Source organism: Pseudomonas sp. LW8, from assembly GCF_041956865.1.
Lineage (GTDB): Bacteria > Pseudomonadota > Gammaproteobacteria > Pseudomonadales > Pseudomonadaceae > Aquipseudomonas > Aquipseudomonas siliginis.
On record NZ_CP168138.1, the window covers coordinates 566,988 to 585,310 of the forward strand.

Annotated in this window: 12 protein-coding genes; 8 read left to right on the forward strand and 4 right to left on the reverse strand. The window is 60.8% G+C overall.

Translation table 11 applies throughout. The features are described from left to right. Window positions 1-30: 30 nt before the first annotated feature. The 4 genes from AB9L16_RS02640 to cbiE all read right to left on the reverse strand — a co-directional run bounded on the left by AB9L16_RS02640 (window position 31) and on the right by cbiE (window position 3,761). Entirely contained in the window at window positions 31-429 is a 399-nt protein-coding gene (locus AB9L16_RS02640) for a DUF2946 domain-containing protein (RefSeq protein ID WP_375123062.1), read from the reverse strand. A gap of 317 nt (window positions 430-746) precedes the next feature. Then, window positions 747-1,463: a cobalt-precorrin-6A reductase gene (locus AB9L16_RS02645; RefSeq protein ID WP_375123063.1), complete on the reverse strand. Its 717-nt coding sequence runs from the start codon at window positions 1,461-1,463 to the stop codon at window positions 747-749. Further along, window positions 1,460-2,557: a cobalt-precorrin-5B (C(1))-methyltransferase gene (locus AB9L16_RS02650; protein ID WP_375123064.1), complete on the reverse strand. Its 1,098-nt coding sequence runs from the start codon at window positions 2,555-2,557 to the stop codon at window positions 1,460-1,462. The genes AB9L16_RS02645 and AB9L16_RS02650 overlap by 4 nt, the downstream gene beginning before the upstream one ends. Then, window positions 2,550-3,761, reverse strand: coding sequence for a precorrin-6y C5,15-methyltransferase (decarboxylating) subunit CbiE (gene cbiE, locus AB9L16_RS02655; RefSeq protein ID WP_375123065.1), 1,212 nt, complete (start codon window positions 3,759-3,761; stop codon window positions 2,550-2,552). The genes AB9L16_RS02650 and cbiE overlap by 8 nt, the downstream gene beginning before the upstream one ends. Before the next feature lie 225 nt (window positions 3,762-3,986). Here cbiE and AB9L16_RS02660 point away from each other — a divergent pair, with 225 nt between their 5' ends. The 8 genes from AB9L16_RS02660 (at window position 3,987) to AB9L16_RS02695 (ending at window position 18,300) form a co-directional block, all read left to right on the forward strand. Continuing rightward, the gene (locus AB9L16_RS02660) at window positions 3,987-4,658 is read left to right on the forward strand and encodes a hypothetical protein (RefSeq protein ID WP_252885247.1); all 672 of its coding nucleotides are present in this window, start codon (window positions 3,987-3,989) and stop codon (window positions 4,656-4,658) included. Further along, on the forward strand, window positions 4,582-5,619 hold the full coding sequence (locus tag AB9L16_RS02665) for a hypothetical protein (protein ID WP_375123066.1): 1,038 nt from the start codon (window positions 4,582-4,584) through the stop codon (window positions 5,617-5,619). The genes AB9L16_RS02660 and AB9L16_RS02665 overlap by 77 nt, the downstream gene beginning before the upstream one ends. A 52-nt stretch (window positions 5,620-5,671) precedes the next feature. Further along, window positions 5,672-6,322, forward strand: coding sequence for a hypothetical protein (locus AB9L16_RS02670; RefSeq protein ID WP_375123067.1), 651 nt, complete (start codon window positions 5,672-5,674; stop codon window positions 6,320-6,322). Between the two features lie 156 nt (window positions 6,323-6,478). Beyond that, window positions 6,479-7,777, forward strand: coding sequence for a precorrin-3B synthase (gene cobG, locus AB9L16_RS02675; RefSeq protein ID WP_375123068.1), 1,299 nt, complete (start codon window positions 6,479-6,481; stop codon window positions 7,775-7,777). Next, window positions 7,770-8,396 (forward strand): precorrin-8X methylmutase, encoded by a 627-nt coding sequence (locus AB9L16_RS02680; protein WP_056787678.1) that lies wholly within the window; start codon window positions 7,770-7,772, stop codon window positions 8,394-8,396. The genes cobG and AB9L16_RS02680 overlap by 8 nt, the downstream gene beginning before the upstream one ends. Continuing rightward, window positions 8,393-9,127, forward strand: a complete 735-nt coding sequence (locus tag AB9L16_RS02685; protein WP_375123069.1) for a precorrin-2 C(20)-methyltransferase — start codon at window positions 8,393-8,395, stop codon at window positions 9,125-9,127. Before AB9L16_RS02680 ends, AB9L16_RS02685 begins: the two co-directional genes overlap by 4 nt. Then, entirely contained in the window at window positions 9,127-10,827 is a 1,701-nt protein-coding gene (cobJ, locus tag AB9L16_RS02690; protein WP_375123070.1) for a precorrin-3B C(17)-methyltransferase, read from the forward strand. Before AB9L16_RS02685 ends, cobJ begins: the two co-directional genes overlap by 1 nt. A gap of 366 nt (window positions 10,828-11,193) precedes the next feature. Then, the gene (locus AB9L16_RS02695; RefSeq protein WP_375123071.1) at window positions 11,194-18,300 is read left to right on the forward strand and encodes a TcdA/TcdB pore-forming domain-containing protein; all 7,107 of its coding nucleotides are present in this window, start codon (window positions 11,194-11,196) and stop codon (window positions 18,298-18,300) included. Window positions 18,301-18,323 lie beyond the last annotated feature (23 nt).

Below are 18,323 nucleotides of genomic sequence, written 5' to 3' on the forward strand. Positions count from 1 at the left end.
TTTGAAACGCGGATTCAGGGCGCGAACCAATCAGACCAGAGGGGAGGCACGGGGATTGAGACTCGGCCATTGCTGGCGCGGCGTCGGGGCTTGCAGGGAGACGGGCGCAACGCTGCGGTTGCTTTCAAATTGCGCGAAATACAGCTGCGGCGAATGCCCCGGCAGCGCCAGCAATGGCGCCCCGCCTGAGCAACACCAGCAGTGCTGCATGTTCGAATGGTTGTCGTTTTGCGGGGCCTTCTGATCCGAGGCACCGATGTCGATCGCCACCATCTTCATGCCGCTGCCGGTGCAGAAACTGCTCCAGAGTATCTGCTCGGCCGGTGAACTGGCCGCCTGCGCCATCGCCCCGCTCAGCGGCATGGCGAGCATGTTGAACAGCACTGCAAGGCAGGCGATCCAGGCAAATGCTAACCGGCGTCGGTTCATGGGACAGGTCCGTTGGGTGGGCGATCAGGCGCGGCCCATTTAGCCTGATCAGGGCCGATAAGTAAAAAAGCGTCGTGCGGTTTGGTGTCGCATTGAGCTGTTAAAGGAGTGTAGCTACTTGAATTTGCAGTGCCAGACCTGACGCCTTCGCGGGCAAGCCCGCTCCCACAAATTTTGTGAGTGTGCACAGATATCAGCAACATCCACGGTTCCTGTGGGAGCGAGCCTGCTCGCGAAAGCGATTTGTCAGGCACTGATGGGCTACTGGTGCTGACGTCTTCGCGAGCAGGCTCGCTCCCACAAAGGGCCGTGCCGATTCAGTGGGAAAGGGCAGCGAGGACTTCAGCGAATGATCCAAACTCCCGATCAGCCCCCGGCAACTCCGGCCGCTTCAACACCAGCACCGGCACGCCACGCTCGCGCGCCACTTCAAGCTTCGGCTCAGTCGCGGTGCTGCCGCTGTTCTTGCTGATCAGCACATCGATCTGCCTGCGCTCGAACAGCGCGCGCTCGTCTTCCAGCAGAAACGGCCCACGGGCGCCGATCACTTCGCAGCGCGCGTTGCCGGGATAAACGTCGAGGGCGCGCAGGGTCCAGAACTGGTGGGCGGGGATTTCGTCGAGGTGTTGCAGCGGTTCACGGCCGAGGGTGAACAACGGGCGGTGGAACGGTTCCAGGGCGGCGATGAGTTCGGCCCAGTCACTGACCTCGCGCCAGTCATCGCCTGCTTGCGGTTGCCAGGCGGGCCGGCGCAAGGCCCAGCAGGGGATGCCGGCGAGCTGTGCCGCGCGGGCGGCGTTGGCGCTGATTTGTGCGGCGTACGGATGCGTGGCGTCGAGCAGCAGATCGACGCCTTCATCGGCGATGAACTGCGCCAGACCCTCAGCGCCGCCATAGCCGCCGACCCGAACCTGGCAGCGCAAATCGCTCGGCACCCGGCCAACGCCAGCGAGGCTGTAGATATGTTGTGGGCCGAGCGTGCGGGCCATCGCCAGCGCTTCAGTCACGCCGCCGAGCAACAAGATCCGCTTCATACAAAACCTCCGGCATGCCCGACAATCCCGCCCTGACGATCAATGGCAAACACCTCGACCTGGACCTGTGCCGGTACCACGCTGCGGGCGAAATTCAATGCGTGGCGACACACCTCATCCCCTAAAGCGATGCCCGCCGCACTGGCTATGGCCAAGGCTTGTTGGCTGGTATTGGCTTCGCGAATGCCCTGTTGCAATGCCGCATCCGCGCCAATCGCCGCCGCCCACTCGGCCAGTTGCGGCAAATCGATGCTCGAATGCCGTGAGTGCAGATCCATATGCCCGGCGGCGAGTTTGCTGATCTTGCCGAAGCCGCCGCACAGGCTGAGTTTATCCACAGGTACTTTGCGCAGATGCTTGAGCACCGCGCCGACAAAGTCACCCATCTCGATCAGGGCGATTTCCGGCAGGTCATAGACCCGGCGCATGGTGTCTTCGCTGGCGTTGCCGGTGCACGCGGCGATGTGCAGATAACCGTTGGTTTTCGCTACGTCGATGCCCTGATGAATCGAGGCGATGTAAGCGGCGCAGGAAAATGGCCGGACGATGCCGCTGGTGCCGAGAATCGACAGGCCGCCAAGAATGCCCAGCCGTGGATTCATGGTTTTCAGCGCCAGTTCTGCGCCGCCCTCGACATTGACTGTGACTTCGAAGCCGCCGCCGTAACCGGTTTCGGCGGCGAGCAAGGCCAAGTGATCGCTGATCATTTTGCGCGGCACCGGATTGATCGCCGGTTCGCCGACGGCCAATACCAGACCGGGTCGGGTCACCGTGCCGACGCCGACACCGGCGTTGAAGCGAATTCCCGGTTCGGCGGACAGTCGCACCTGTGAATAGAGCAGGGCGCCGTGAGTGACGTCAGGGTCATCGCCGGCATCCTTGATCGTACCGGCCTCGGCGCCGCCCTCGCTCAAGCGGCAGAACTCCAGGCGCATCTGCACCTGTTTGCCCTTGGGCAGCGTGATCTGCACCGCGTCGGCGCTGACGCCGGTGAGCAACAGGCGCGCGGCGGCGAGGCTGGTGGCGGTGGCGCAGCTGCCGGTGGTGAGGCCGCTGCGCAGGGGCGCGGGTTGTTCGGCGGTTTCGTCACGCATCGATGGGTTTGACCAGTTCCAGCAGGGTGATTGGCAACGCCTGACGCCAAGTGTCGAACTCGCCGAGCGGCTGCGCCTGGGCGACATGGATGCGCGTCAGCTCACCGCCGTATTGTTCGCGCCAGTGCATCAGGGTGACTTCGCTTTGCAGGGTCACGGCGTTGGCCACCAATCGGCCGCCGGGCTTGAGCTGTTCCCAGCAGGTCTCGAATACACCCTCACGGGTGACGCCGCCGCCGATGAAAATCGCTTCCGGACGTTCAAGGCCATTGAGCGCTTGCGGCGCCTTGCCGCGAATCAGGTGCAAGCCGGGCACGCCCAGCGCATCGCGGTTGTGTTCGATCAATTGCTGACGGCCCTCGTCGGCCTCGACCGCCATGGCACGACAGCTCGGGTGCGCACGCATCCACTCGATGCCGATCGAGCCGCTGCCGGCGCCGACATCCCAGAGCAGTTCGCCGGGCTTCGGCGCCAGGCGGGCGAGGGTGATGGCGCGCACGTCGCGCTTGGTCAGCTGGCCGTCGTGACGGAACGCCGAATCGGGCAGACCGGCGAGGCGTGACAGGCCGGTAACACCGGGTTCGGCCAGACACTCGACAGCAACAACGTTGAGATCGGCAATCGGCGCATTTTCCCAGTCACTGGCGCGGCGCTCGATACGCCGTTCGGCGTCGCCGCCCAAATGCTCCAGAACAGTCATGCGACTTGGGCCGAAACCACGTTCGCAGAGCAATTGCGCAACGGCGGCCGGGCTGCTGCCGTCATTGCTCAGCAACAACAGACGCACGCCGCTGAACAGATGCGCATTGAGCGCCGCCAACGGACGCGCCACCAGCGACACAATCGTCACCTCCTGCAACGGCCAGCCCAGGCGCGCCGCCGCCAGTGCGCAGGACGAAGGGGCGGGGATGATCGCCATCTCGGCGCTCGGCACATGACGCGCCAGACTGGCACCGACGCCGTAGAACATCGGATCACCGCTGGCCAGCACGCAGACCGGCTCGCCACGCGACTCGAGCACCGGCGCTAGGGAAAACGGACTCGGCCACAATTGCCGCTCGCCGCCGATGCACGGCGGTAGCAGATCCAGCTGACGCTGGCCGCCGACGATCCGCGAGGCGCCCATCAGAGCACGCCGGGCGTTCTTGCCCAGGCCTTTGAAGCCGTCTTCACCAATACCCACAACGGTCAGCCAATCGCCCATTTCATACTCCAGATCCTGCGTCCAGCGAAGCGGGCGACATGATAACGCGACAATCGATAACTGGCTGCTGTCCTTTTTTCAGGAGCGCCGACATTGAATGTTTACATTGTCTTTTGTGATTTTTCGAGTTCTTCGCAAGTATTGAATTGGCGTTCCGCTGGAAGTGCTTGTGGCTATCCGGAAGGTACTTTTTTAGTAAATTGAATAATCGAATGGATAATTGAAATGAGCGATGTTTTGAACAGTATCTCAGCACTGCCCGACCAAGGCAGTGCGACGGTGATGGGGAATAATCTGTTGTCCTACTTTTCCGGGTTGACTGCGGAAGACAAACGATTCGTCAAAGACAGTATGCGCTGGGCAGAATACAGAGCCGATTTGCGTCATGACAGAAACAGTGAGCCAGCTGCTTGGTTCGAATATTATTCCGGGGTGCTCTGGTCTGTCGGCTGGAGCCTGGAGCAAGCTCCGGTAATCCATGTTGACAAGAACTTTACCGGCAATGCGCTGGACGTCTGGGCGCGATCCTTGTCGCAACAACTAAGTCGGGAGAAAGTCGGGCTAATGAAGGAAGCGTTCCATATGCTTGAGACACATTCGGACGCCATAGACGTATTTAGAGGCAGCGCTCGGGAATGGAGCGATTTTCGTTTTTCTCCTGCTCAGTACAATTTCAATAGGGAGTTGGAGATTGTCGTCAGTAATGTTCGCTTGCTTGATGCGAAGTGGTCCTCTACCTATTTGTTCTGGACTATTCAGCATACGGGTTCGGAGCTTGATATCCGCTCCAGGCGCTTTTTGATCAGGTCTGCCGCGATAAATGAAAATCGGCTTCAGTTGGCTGCTGCAGTGCTTGATATGCGCACGCGTGAAATTGAGTTGGCTCGGGGCGCTTGATATTAGTTGTACAGCTTTGTTTGATGGTTTGTATGACGGTCTGAAATTAAATGCATGGATTTTCGATTTGATTAACTCCGGTGCTGTGGTTAGTTTGTTTTCCACACCAAGTCGGTGTTTTAATCATGAAAGGAATTCATTTATGACTGAGCTGAATAAAGATGTAATCTCCGCTGTTGAGCGGTTTAGTTTGATTGCACAAACCAATGAGTTTTTCGCTGCGCAGCCAGTGCTGCGCTCGCGTTCGGCAAGTGTTGGCAGTAGCTTGCCGGTTGATAAAGATGAACTGAATGCTGCAATCATGGGCTCGGGTATTGCAGGCTTTGATGCAAGCATGTCCAAGCGCAGCAAGCGAATCGTTAAAAACACCTACATGTACGCTGATCTGGTTGCCTTGCTCAAATATCCGGCGTCCAACCAAAAAGAACAGCGCTATAACGAGTTTATGCGATTGATGAAACTGGCTGGCTGGTTTGCTTTCAGCCAGCCTTATAATCGATATACCGCTACTTCGCAAAAATTGACCATGGATAATGTTGTCCTGTCTGTTCTGCATACCGCTGTTGGTGCAGCAGTAGGACAGGGCCAGGCAGCCCTTAAAGTATTGTCCTCTGTGGCAGATGCGACCATGGATGCGCTGAAAAATGAACCACAGGCCCTGACGCTGTTCGAGAACAACTCGAAGAAAGCCGAAGGTGGCAACTTTTGCATGAGTGCGGCTTCGCAGGATGATGAGGGTGGTATCACCCTGGCAATCGCTGCTGTGCAATATCTGGCTTCGGCTCAACCTACCAAAGTACTGTTTGTAGAATGGGCAACATCTGCTGTGGAGATTTATAACGCCGGTGCCACGATGTATATGGATGAGGAAGACTATGCAATGGTAGAACCATTGATTGTCAAGGCTCTGACGGAGCAACGTGAGAAAGCGCTCAGCTACGAATTTGGCCAATCGGTCTGAAAGTGATTAATGCCAGAGGCGCAAGCCTCTGGTTTTTTTGTGGGAGATGCAAATGTTCGCGATTTCGAAGGTTTTCGTATGCGCAGGGGCATTAGTGCTGGTGAGTAAAGAGCTGACGGCATCTGACATTGACGACAGTCTCGATGCGCTGCTTTATTCACAAACGGTCGCCTCGCATAAAGTTCCCGATGCTGTTGCATGCGATGCATGGAATGACGCCAATAAAACGGCTTTGAAAGTCACCGGTGCTTTGTTTTTCGACGATCCGGTTATCAGCGCGCCTGTCACAACGCCCGATACTTTTACTTTGCTGGAGTTGACTCAAGAACTCTTGCAAGGTTGGGCGTCGGCAGTTTTGAACCAACAGGTAATTGCCAATCTGACCTCGCAACTGGAGAGCAACGGTGCTGCCCTTGAGTTGCTTCAGCGAAATATTCTGCAAGAGGGCAAGTCGATTCGCTTCATGCTTGGCAGCGTATCTGCGGAATCAACGATTACGATGGTCGTCATTTCGTTTGCCGTCAAAGAGCCTGTTCCGGGCAATGTGCTTGAGCGACGCTTCAATGCCGAGCAGATAGTGGGCAACCTTGCTGTTGATTGCTACAAGGCTCTTATAGATGCCGATGATTACTGTTTCTCGAGAGCCAGGATTATTGCGTTATTGGGTGAGCGGCGTGAAAAGCAGATTATCGCCCTGACCTGAGAGCGCGGCAGAGGCAACAACTGAAGCCTGCCTGCCCCACCGGTCGAGACAGAGGGCAGACTTTTCATACCGGTGGGCAAAGCAGGCATAATACTGCGCCTTCGCCCGCGAAGCGCTTCTGCCACACAACCGGTCAGCCCCTTGAACGAACGCCCGATGTCCACTGCCTTACGCCCCTCGGCCTGCCCGGGGTTGCTGCGTATCGTCCAGGCACTGGACGGCGGTATCTGCCGGATCAAGCTTGATGGCGGTTCGATCAGTGCCGATCAGGCCGATGCGGTGGCCGCTGCCGCCGAAGCGTTTGCGAGCGGAGCGATCGAAGCGACCAATCGCGGCAACCTGCAGATTCGCGGCATCGGTGCGCAATCGGCAGCGCTGATCGAGTGTTTGCTGGCCGCCGGCCTTGGGCCGAAGCACGCCGCCGGCGACGATGTGCGCAATCTGATGCTCAGCCCGGCCGCCGGAATCGATCGGCAGATGCGTATCGATACACGCCCGCTCGCCGGGCAAATCCTCGACACGCTGCAATGCCATCCACGTTTCCATGAGTTGAGCGCCAAGTTCGCCGTGCAACTCGATGGCGGCGAAGCGCTGGCGATGCTCGAACATCCGCATGATCTGTGGCTGTCGGCATTCGAGCGTGACGGCGATGTCCTCTGGGCATTCGGTCTGGCCGGTTGCCCGACCGATCGCCCGCTCGGCGCTGTGACCCAGGACAACGCTCACGCGCTGGTGGTCGCCGCGCTGGAGTTGTTCCTCGACCTGGCCCGGCCAGAGCAAACACGGATGCGCCATCTGCTCGACGAGTTGCCCAGGCTCGCGTTCCTTGAGTCGTTGCGCGAGCGCGTATCGCTCAAGGCGATCAGCAATTGGCAGCGCCCGACGTCGGCAGACGCGCTGCACATCGGCGCTCATCAGCAAAACACGCAAGGTCTCTGCTACGTCGGCGCGGTGCCGCCACTGGGCCGACTTGATCCGGCGATGCTGCGTGGCGCGGCACAACTGGCCCGTCAATTTGGCGATGGCAGTCTGCGCTTCACGCCGTGGCAGAGCCTGCTGCTGCCGAACGTGAAAGCCACTGATACCGACAACGTGCTTGAGCAGTTGCGGGCGTTGGACCTGTTGACGACCGAGGCCGAGCCACTGGCTCGCCTGATCGCCTGCACCGGCGCCGATGGCTGCGGCAAAGGCCTTGCCGACACCAAACAGGATGCCCGGCAACTGGCACCTTTGCTGCCCGCAGAGCTCAGCGTGCACCTGTCGGGTTGCTCGCGCTCCTGCGCCGCCGCCCACTGCGCGCCAGCCACGCTGCTGGCCGTTGCTCCCGGTCATTACGACCTCTATTTTCGCGATGCAGCACAGCCCGGATTCGGCACGCTGCACGCCTGCAATCTTACTATTGAAGCGGCCGCGACCCTGCTCGACGCCCGCTCCCGGAGCCCCCTTGATGCTTGATTACATCCGCGACGGTCAGGAGATCTATCGCAACTCCTTCGCGATCATTCGCCGCGAGGCCAATCTGGCGCGCATTCCCGCCGATCTGGAGAAACTCGCGGTGCGGGTGATCCACGCCTGCGGCATGGTCGAGGCCATCGACGGTCTGCAATTCTCCGAGGGCGCGGGCAAGGCCGGGCGCGATGCACTGGCGGCCGGTGCGCCGATTCTCTGCGACGCGCGGATGGTCTCCGAAGGCGTGACCCGCACGCGCCTGCCGGCCAATAACCAAGTGATCTGCACTTTGCGCGACGACAGCGTGCCGGAGCTCGCCCGCGAGTTGGGCAACACCCGCTCGGCTGCCGCGCTGGAACTGTGGCGCCCGCACCTCGAAGGCAGTGTGGTGGTGATCGGCAACGCACCGACCGCGCTGTTCTACTTGCTGGAAATGCTCGACGCCGGCGCGCCGAAACCGGCACTGATCCTTGGCTTCCCGGTCGGCTTCGTCGGCGCTGCCGAATCGAAAGCGGCACTGGCCGCCGACAGTCGTGGCGTGCCGTTCGTGATCATGCAAGGCCGGCTGGGCGGCAGCGCCATGGCCGCGGCCGCCGTCAATGCCCTCGCCACGGAGATCGAATGATGCAGGCCAAAGGACGTCTGATCGGCCTCGGTGTCGGCCCCGGTGATCCGGAACTGATCACTGTCAAAGCCTTGCGCCTGCTGCGCGAATCGCCGGTGGTCGCGTATTTCGTGGCCAAGGGCAAGAAGGGCAATGCGTTCGGCATCATCGAGGCGCATCTGGTCGAGGCGCAGAACCTGCTCCCGCTGGTGTACCCGGTGACCACCGAGGCGTTGCCGGCGCCGCTGTCGTATGAGCAGGTCATCAGCGATTTCTACGACGAAGCCGCTGTGGCGGTCGCCGAGCATCTGGACGCCGGCCGCGACGTGGCGGTGATCTGCGAAGGCGACCCGTTCTTCTACGGCTCCTACATGTATTTGCATGATCGTCTCGCCAGCCGTTACGAGGCCGAAGTCGTGCCCGGCGTGTGCTCGATGCTCGGCGGCGCTTCGGTGCTCGGCGCGCCGCTGGTGTATCGCAATCAGAGCCTGTCGGTGCTTTCCGGCGTGCTGCCCCACGAAGAACTGAAACGGCGTCTGGCCGATGCCGACGCGGCGGTGATCATGAAACTGGGGCGCAACTTTCCCAAGGTCCGTCAGGTGCTGGAAGAACTCGGCCTCGCCGGGCGCGCGTTGTATGTCGAGCGCGCGACCATGGCCAACCAGAAGATCGTGCCGATGGATCAGGTCGAGCCGATGTCCTCGCCGTACTTCTCGCTGATCATCGTCCCGGGCGAACGGTGGCAAGGTTGATGAGCCAAGCGACTCCCGCCATCGTCATTCTCGGCCAGGGCAGCCTCGCGACGGCGCGGCGCATTCAGCAGGTCTACCCGGCGGCGCAAATCCATGGCCTTGCCGGACGGGTTGAAGGCGCCGACAGCAGCTATCAGGAATTCGGCGCGACCCTGCGCGCGTTGTATCAACAGGACACGCCGATCATTGCCCTGTGCGCGGCGGGGATTGTCATTCGCACCTTGGCGCCGCTGTTGCTGGAGAAAGGCGCCGAACCAGCGGTGCTGGCGGTGGCCGAAGACGGCAGCGCGGTGGTGCCATTGCTGGGTGGACTCGGTGGGGTCAATGTCATGGCCCGGGACATCGCGGCGGCGCTGCAAGTGGCGCCGGCGATCACCACCAGCGGCGAATTACGCTTTGGTACCTGCCTGCTCAATCCGCCAAGCGGCTACGCACTGGCGGATCTGGAATCGGGCAAACGCTTCGTTTCCGACCTGCTCGCCGGGCACAGCGTGCGCATCGAAGGCGCGGCGCCATGGCTCGATCAGGCGCAGTTGCCGCAGGATCCGCAGGCGCAGCGGTCGATTCATGTGAGCAGTGTGCAGCGGGTGGCCAGCGCCGATGAATTGCTGATTTACCCGCGCAGTGTGGCGGTGGCAGTGAGCGCTGACGTGGCGGATCTGCCGAACGCCGTTCGCGCTGCGTTGCAACAGGCCAGTGTCGCCGTGCCGGCACTGGCGTGTCTGGTGGCAGCAGACGCTGAAATGGCCTCATCGAGTTTGCGCGAGGCTGCGCTCGAGTTGGGCGTGCCACTGCGCTTCGTCGCGGCGCAAAACGATCTTCAGACTTTGGCCCGCGTGGCAGTGCCAGCGGCGACCGTGATCTGCGCAGAACATCTGGCGATCGCGATTGCCGAGCAACCGCTGGACGTCGCGCAGATCGGCCGCCCGCGTGGTCGCCTCGCGGTCATTGGTCTTGGCCCCGGCGCCGCCGAACTGATGGTGCCAGCGGTGAAAACCGAACTGGCCCGCGCCACCGATGTGCTGGGCTATGAAACCTACGTGCGCATGGCCGGCCCGTTCCGCGATGATCAGGTGCAGCACTGCACCGACAATCGTGAAGAAATGCAGCGTGCCCGCCATGCCTTCAGGCTCGCCGCCGAAGGCCGCTCGGTGATCGTGGTTTCCTCGGGCGACCCGGGCGTATTCGCCATGGCCGCTGCGGTGCTCGAAGCCCTGCACGAATCGGACGATCCGGCGTGGCACAGCGTTGATCTGGAAATCCTCCCCGGCGTCTCCGCCTCGCTGGCCACTGCGGCTCAGGCCGGTGCGCCGCTGGGCCACGACTTCTGCGTGATGTCCCTGTCGGACAACCTCAAGCCCTGGGCGATCATCGAGAAACGTCTGGATCTGGCCGCCCAAGCGGATCTGGCCCTGGCGTTCTACAACCCGATTTCCCGGGCGCGCCCGTGGCAACTGGGCCGGGCGCTGGAGATCGTTGCGCAGCACCGCTCGCCTGAAACACCGGTGGTGCTCGGCCGGGACATCGGCCGGCCGGGGCAGACGCTGCGCACCACGACCCTGGGCGCATTGACACCGGAACAGGTGGACATGCGCACCATGGTGCTGATCGGTTCTTCGACCACCTGCACCTTCGCCCGTGCCGGAGGCGGTGAGTGGGTTTACACGCCGCGTTGGTATGGTGAAAAACCGCTGTCCTGAAAAACCCTCCGCTCATTCAATATTCGGCTTTGGGAAAGTTTGAGCGGTTGTAAGTCCGATTGAAGTTTCAATTGTTTTCCACCAGCAATAAACAATGGTCATGTCCCACAGGGCAGGGCCATTTTTTTTGCCCGACGGTCGCGCCGGTCCGCTAATTATTTCGCAGCCGTTACAGCATAGTGTTTCGGTGTTATCAGATATTGCCGGGGACAAGCTTTGTATTCCTTGTTGTTTGTGTGGCGCGTATTCGCCCACTAGGGTGCTGTGTTCATAGCACTTGTCGAGTGTCGTTCAATCAATTTACCGCTCTGCAGCGGCGCAAGAGTGCGCGCGTCAATGGGCCATTAAATAAACAAGGAGTGTGTGATGGCTTTAAAAAACGATTACTCGTTCGGGCGAGCATTCATTTCTGCGCAAGAGTATTCCGTACTTTCAAAAGCATTGCGGGAGCTTTCTGCCACCCCCCAATATCAAGCGCTGAACGACTATTACCAGCAAGCCGGTCAAACGACCGACCCGGTGTCGTTCTTGACCCTGGCGAGCCTGTTTCAAGAGCAACTTGCAGCGTTGTTGAAACGCAATAAAACCCCTGTTCCGGTGGCTGTCGATGACATTGCGCGAGGGCTGCAACGTTATCTGTCACGGCTTTTGACGACCGTGGAAATGTTGTCGGGGCCGACCCGGCCGGTGCCGAAAGTCATCCATTTCGTCTGGGTTGGCGGCAGCGAAGTCGGTGTCAATCAGCGCGATTACATGAATATCTGGCGCCAGGTGATGGCGGCGCAGGGTTACCGCTTCAATCTCTGGTACGACAGCGATGCGTTGCTGGCTTTCGAGATGAACCGGATCATTCTCGACAGCGCCAGGGCTGATGCGATGGCATCCGGTGGTGCAGCCCTCAAGCATGCCGGGCAACTGGCGACGATGATTGAAGAGCGTGCACGGGTGTTGAAACAGCAGATGTTCGACTACCTCAGCCAGCCGAGGTGGAAGGGGCGGACCGATGAAGCACGCATCGATCTGATGGTGCGTGCTTATGGCAAGGACCGCGCGAGGCTGCAGGATTTTCGTCAGCGCTGCCTCGACAGCCATCTGGCGATGGTGGGGCCGGATCTGCAATTGCGCGATGTCACTCACGTCTTTGCCGATGACTTGTTGGCGGACGTCTACCGCCGCGAAGTGTCGATGCGCGGCAACTTCGCCGCAGCGAGCGATGTGGTGCGCTTGCAGGCGGAATTTCGTGAAGGCGGGCGTTATACCGACATGGATTATCTGCCGCCACTGCTCGATAAGTTGGGCGGTGTCGATATCAGCGATTACAGCCAGACGCAGAAAATCGCGGTTCTGCAACTTCTGTTGAACAACAATCCGCAGTTGATGCCGGGGCGCGATCCGCAGCATTACCCCGACAGGACCGACAGTCTTCCAGAGCAACACAAACAACTTCTCGAGGATTTTGCTCGCAGCAAACCGGACGTGCTTGAACTGTTCGTGCCGCCACAAACCGTGGAGGCCGGCGAGAACGGCTTTCGCATGGGGCTGCAAATCGACGAAGAAATGAATGCTCATTTCATCGCCCAGCCGGGCAGCGGCATGACGATGTCGATCATGCAAGTCATTCGGCTCAATTACGACGTGCTCGCTGAAGTTGAAAAGCGCATGGCCAACTCGGCATCCGGTTGGGCCGACGGTGAAACCCTGACCACGGTCGCGGCGACAGTCATTGAAGAGATGTTGGTCAGGTCGAACTTCACCAGCTGGAATGAAGCTTATGCCTACCAATTGCTTAAAGCGGTTGTCACCTATTATCGGGACGGTATCCGCAATGACGCGGCGGGTACGGTAACGCTCACCGGCCCGGGCGCGGCACTCGCCGGATTACATGAATATATCGAAGCCAATTGCGATCCGTTTTTCACTCGTCAGGTGCTGGCGCAACAGCGTCTGCGCGAGGGCTACAACGTCAATACCGAAGAGGAAACCATTTCCGGCTGGATCGTCAGGGGTACGGAAAAAGACTGGCTGGAGAAGGAACACGCCCGGTGGGCCGAGGGAAAGCTCACGTCTCGTTATGCCGGACGCTTGTCCAACCTGCTCAGCGATCGAAGCCTGACCTTCGAGCGCGGCTGGCCCGTTGTCGAGGGCAAACTGGTGCTGTTGACCTCAGTGCTGCAACGCTTGATGGATGATCTGGGCGAGCCGTTCATTCGAGCGATGCGAGACAAGTTGAGCGGGGAGGTCAATTTCGCTCAAGCCGTGGTCATCGACTTCGACGCCCGTCAGCAAGTGCTGGCGCAAGGACCTGTGGTTGTGCCGACCTCCCATGGTGCGGAATCGGTCAGCCATCTCAACGAACTGTTCAGCCGGATCGCCCACGGTACGCTGCCGCTGGAACAACTGAGCCCCGCGATGCGAGTCGTGCTCGGGGGGATTTTCGGCGCGACGAGCGTGGACGATGTCGGGTTCGCCGATACCTGGCAACAGGTTCGCGACCTGGCCATCGCCACCGACCGTGACGGCACTTTCGCGCGCTACGATGCGATTGAAAAAGCCGTGCGCCAGCGCCGCTCGGCGGCGTTCGAGAACGGACTGGAACGCGACCTGCCGACGGCCACATCGACGACCCGCGAGCTCAAGGTTCAAGCCATGTCCGAGCCGCTGACGCTGCGCCAGTGGGGCGAACGTATCGGCCAGATCAAGCACAGCGCGCAGCGGGAGTTTCGCACGCAGATCCTGCAGCGCAGCGGACAAGTGCGTGACATCTTTTTCAAGGCCGGCGCGGTGTCGGTCAAGCAGTTGCCGCAGGATCTGTTGCAGCGCAACGCGGGCGACCCGGGGCGCCGCTGTTATCCGCTGGCGCTGCTGATGGGCGCCGCAGTGGCAGCCGGCGAGCCGGCGGAACGGGCGTTGGTCGGGCATGTCGCCAGCGCCAGCGTGAGTCCCGACGAACTTGGCTCGCGGGCGTTGCGCAGTGCGCTGGACGAACTGCGCGCCTTGCCCACCGGCGAGGTCGGCAGCGCTCGCGGCGTGCAACGCCTGGACAGCATCATCGCCGCGCTGGACGCCAGTGCGGCGCCTGCGGTGCTGCTGCTCGACATTGGCGACCACGCCCTGCTGCTAGCGAAAGTGCGAACCGGTGAGCACGCGGCCTATCGCTTCTACGATCCCAACTTCGCCCTCTACGGATTTGCCGATGGCGCGCAGTTGCAACGTGGCGTAGAGCGTTATCTGAGCGCGGACGATAACGCGCTGGCGAAGCTTTATGGTCTGGGTGAGATGGCCACGGCGCAGTTCACCGTCACTGAGCTGGACACTGCGGCGATCGCCGAACGCAGGCTGTCATCGGATCTGCGTGTGGACAGTTTTCTGCACAACGTTGCGCTGGCCGATCCGCAGGGAGCCTCGATCTGGCACAAGCAAGCGCTGGCCCGTACCCGATCTCTGGGGGAAAACGCTCGGCTGGGCACCAGCCTGGCGCAACTGGATGCGCGCTACTGGGCCAGCGAGTTCGAGCAGGCGACCGAGCGTTTGCGCCGTGAGCACAACCTGGCGCGTGATTACGTGCCGTTGCTCGATACCCACAGCAAAAACGCCGACGGCGGCCACAGCATTACGCTGATGGATCTGCGCAATGCGCAAAATGCCCGGACGGTCAGCACCCGGGATTCGCGCTTTCAGAAAATCAGGCAATACGTCGAACGACTCGTGCAGGGCGGTGCGGCCAGGCCCGGGCAGACGGCTGATCACGACGGTGGCAGCCGACTCAGTTTCGCCTTTGCGATCCAGACGCTGATCAGTGAAATGCGCCAGCGCGAGTACCGCGCTGGCGATACAGCGCCGACACTGACCGTCGCCCTGCAACTTCAGGTGTACGTCAGTTATGCACAGCTGGGCTTTGGTGTGGCCAGCGATGCAGTGCAGGTCATCCAGTTGGTGCGCCATTTAGCGGTGGCCGAGCGGGCGTTGCAGCAGGCCTTGTTCTCCGCACGTCTGGCCGGGCAGGCCGCCACGGGCGTCGGGGTGGCATTTTCCGTGGCCAATATCGGCTTCGACATCTACAACCTGACGCAGGCAGAGAATCATGAGCAGCGAGCGCGATTCTCCACGTCCCTGGCGTTCAATACGGCGGCCCTGGGTCTGGATATTGTCGCCCTGGCGGCGGGCGGAACGGTGGGCGCGTTCGCCGCAGCGCTGTCCGTGCCGCTACTGGGCGTCGGTATCGGGGTGACCGCGATTGCCAGCAATCTCGGGCAGATCATGGACAAGGCTGCGGCCATCGGCGAGCACCTCTCGCAGATTCACGACGCTTATCAGCAGTCTTACGAAAGCGTTGGTGCGGTCTTGCAGTTCCCCGCACTGGCAGTGATTACCGAGGTGGATCTGCACAGCAGAAGGGTGGCGTTCGAAGGGCAGAAGTTTTACCCCTGGAAGGGCAGTGCACTGGAATTGCCGCAATACGACGATGATCCTGCCAGGCGGCATGCTGCGATCAACATCCCCATAGCCTTTCAACGTCCTGCTGTCGGCAGCGTCTGGGGTACTTTGCCCACGATGGTGGTGCTGCCTTGTTCGCCAATCTGTTACTACGGCTACGAATATCAACTCGGCAGCGCCGGAACCGTGCCCTTTTCAACAACCCGCTACCCGCGGTTGCACGACCGCCTGGCACATCAGCTGGAATATGACGCGCTCGGTAACCGGGTGTTTTACCTGTTCAGCACGCCGTTTGCGCCACACATCCTCTACAAGCTGCATCCGGTATTCATGGTCACGACGATCAAGGTGCAGTTGAGCGCAGAGGTCAGCCAACTGGTGGTTCCGGACCTGCCACCAGAGTGGCGCGAGAAGATTGCCTACCGGATCACCGCACCGCAGGGGCAGTACCGAATTCGGTTGGTGCCGGGCCTGCTGGCGGTGAATTTCGAGCAAGCCCAAGGCTGGGAACAGGTGACCTGGACGGTGCAGGCGTCCTGGGCACGGGTCGAGCAGGTCAGCTTTCGTGCAAAACCACGGGACAGCATCGATAGCGCACCTGACATGCTGGTCGATGGCCTCGTGTTGAATCGTTTTTACGGCGTCATCGAGCTGGCTGAGGGGCTGTTCCGGATCGACTGGACGGGCCGCAGCCTGCATCTGATCGCCGTTGTCCTCGACTACGAAAACAACGCTGCGACTCAACTGCGTAGCGCAACCATGACCGCCAGTGGCATCCCGGCGCCGGTGCAGCGCTATTTGCGCGCTCAGGTCGCAAGCGGGCAACTGACCGCAGCCTATTTGCCGTTGCGTAACTTCAGAGTGCCGTTCGATTCGCCGAACCGGCCAGTGGTGACTACCGGCTATTACGACACTGCGCGGGATCGGGTGCTGTTCGCGCGTAACCTGCCGCTGGAGGTGAACGAGGGTGTGGTTCTGGCAGGCGTCAACGCCCGCCATGCGTGGTTCTACCATCCCGATCATCCATCGGTATGGCGGGTCGATGTGCTGACCGGCACTGTCCAGCATCGCTACCGTCTGAAAAATCCACGTACAGGTTCGACCATCATCGGCTGCCGACAACAAGCCGATGGAGCGCTGCGGATTGCGCAGAAGCTGACGGCAGAAGCGTTGCATGGCACCACCACGGTCGAGTACCGGATTAGCGGGCAGCATGTAGAACTGACCGCTTGCCAGATCGCTTTTGCCGCCGAGGACTATCGGTTCGAGCCGCGTGAAGCGCTTCGACAAACCGATGCCCCGGACATGAGCGTCTCGTCAGACATGGCCGCCAGCAGCAGTGATTGGTCTTGTGCTCCGTTCATTGTTGTCGAGGGCTATGCCGGGTCGCAGTTGCGCGACAGGGCTTGGCTGAACAAGACGACGGGCAAGTGCATTGAGGCCAGGCACGACCTGTCCTGGCCCGAAGACTTGTTGATGCTGATGCCGTCCAGCCCTGAAAACAACGCGGTGCTGTTCTATAGCCAGCAGGAGCGGACGATCAGCCGCGGCATCGAACCCCGTGTCGGTCATTGGCAGAATGTGGTGATCGAGCGCGATGTGGTGGAGGTCACTCAGACAAATCAGCGCTTCATCGCCACCAAGGACGACGGCCGTCTGTTCGAGGTCGATATCGTCGACGTGCCGGCAGCGGCAGCGATCGACGAGGTGATTGTGTTTCAGTACGGGGTACCTTCCCTTGCGCACAGAAGCGATGAGGCATGGCTCGATCAGGCCGATAAACCCTCGATTCTCCGGTTCGCCGGTGTCGGGCAGCGTTGGCTGCAGCGAAATCCCGATTGGTTGAGCACATTGCATTCGCTGGCCACGGTCGCAGCGTTGCTGCCGTTCCCGGTTTTCGGTTTACGTGATGGGGCAGGTCAGGCGTTCCTGACGGCGTGGTGTGTCGATGGCAAAGTCGCTGTGGCCGATATCGGTCAGGGCAAGGAGCTGGCGCTGCTCGGTCTGACCCCGGATCAAAGCGCTGTCTGGTTGCTTGAGGTCAGCGCCGGACAACTTTATCGCCAGCCGCTGATGGCGATCGAAGCACTGCGGGGAGTGTTTGCCGCTGACCATCGTTTGCTGAAACCGGAGGTGCTCGACCGGCCTGAAAAGGTCTGGACGTCATGGACTTTTGCTGAGGTGCGGCGCCAGGGTGAAGGGCTGATTGCGCAGACCCTCGACGGGGTGCATCTGCAATTGCTGGATAACCAGCCGGCAATGATCGTAGGCGTGGAAAATCGCTGGTCTCATGTGCCGGGGCAGAGCGATGAACAGTTACGTGCACGCCTGCGAGCATTGTTGCAAGGGCATGCCCACGCGCCTGTCATACAAGTGGCAAGTGCAACCGGACGCTATCTGTATTACCTGCCGCAACTTGATCGGCTGTTTGATCTGTCCGGGCGCAGTGACGGACAGTGGTCGGCATTCCTCGGTACGCGCGGGTCGAAGCAGCCGATGCTGTTCGACCCGCTCGACCAACTGATTTTCAGCGCCGGCCCGAACGACGGCGTCTGGCTGCCCGACAGTTATGCCCATCGCGACGCCGAGGTCATGGTGCTTGAGGTAGGTGATGAAATCACAGAGATCGAAACATTGTTGCCCGATGGCGTCACCAGGCTGCTGCTGACTTACGGTGCGCAGACCTCGGGTTATCGGCTGGCGCAAGCGTCCTTCCAGCGGTTGGACTGCATCGTGGTCGATGGACGACAGGCTTCGGATGCTGAAACGGCAGAACCTTGCCTGCTGGATCTGGATCTGGACGAGTGCGGGCATTGGTGGATGTCACGGGTCGATGACGGTGTGGTACTGACCGATCCGGACTCCGGGCACAGTCTGATCTTGCGTAATTTCGACGGACAACGCCCACTGCTACTGATGCTGCCCATTGCCGGGCGGCCACACACGTTCACGCTGGCTCAAGGGCTGGAAGCGTTTGCCACTGTGCGCGGCGCAGAGGCCACGGTCAGCCTGACAGCGGTGATCGCAGCGCTGCGCTGAGGTCGCTCCGCACAGCAAAACGC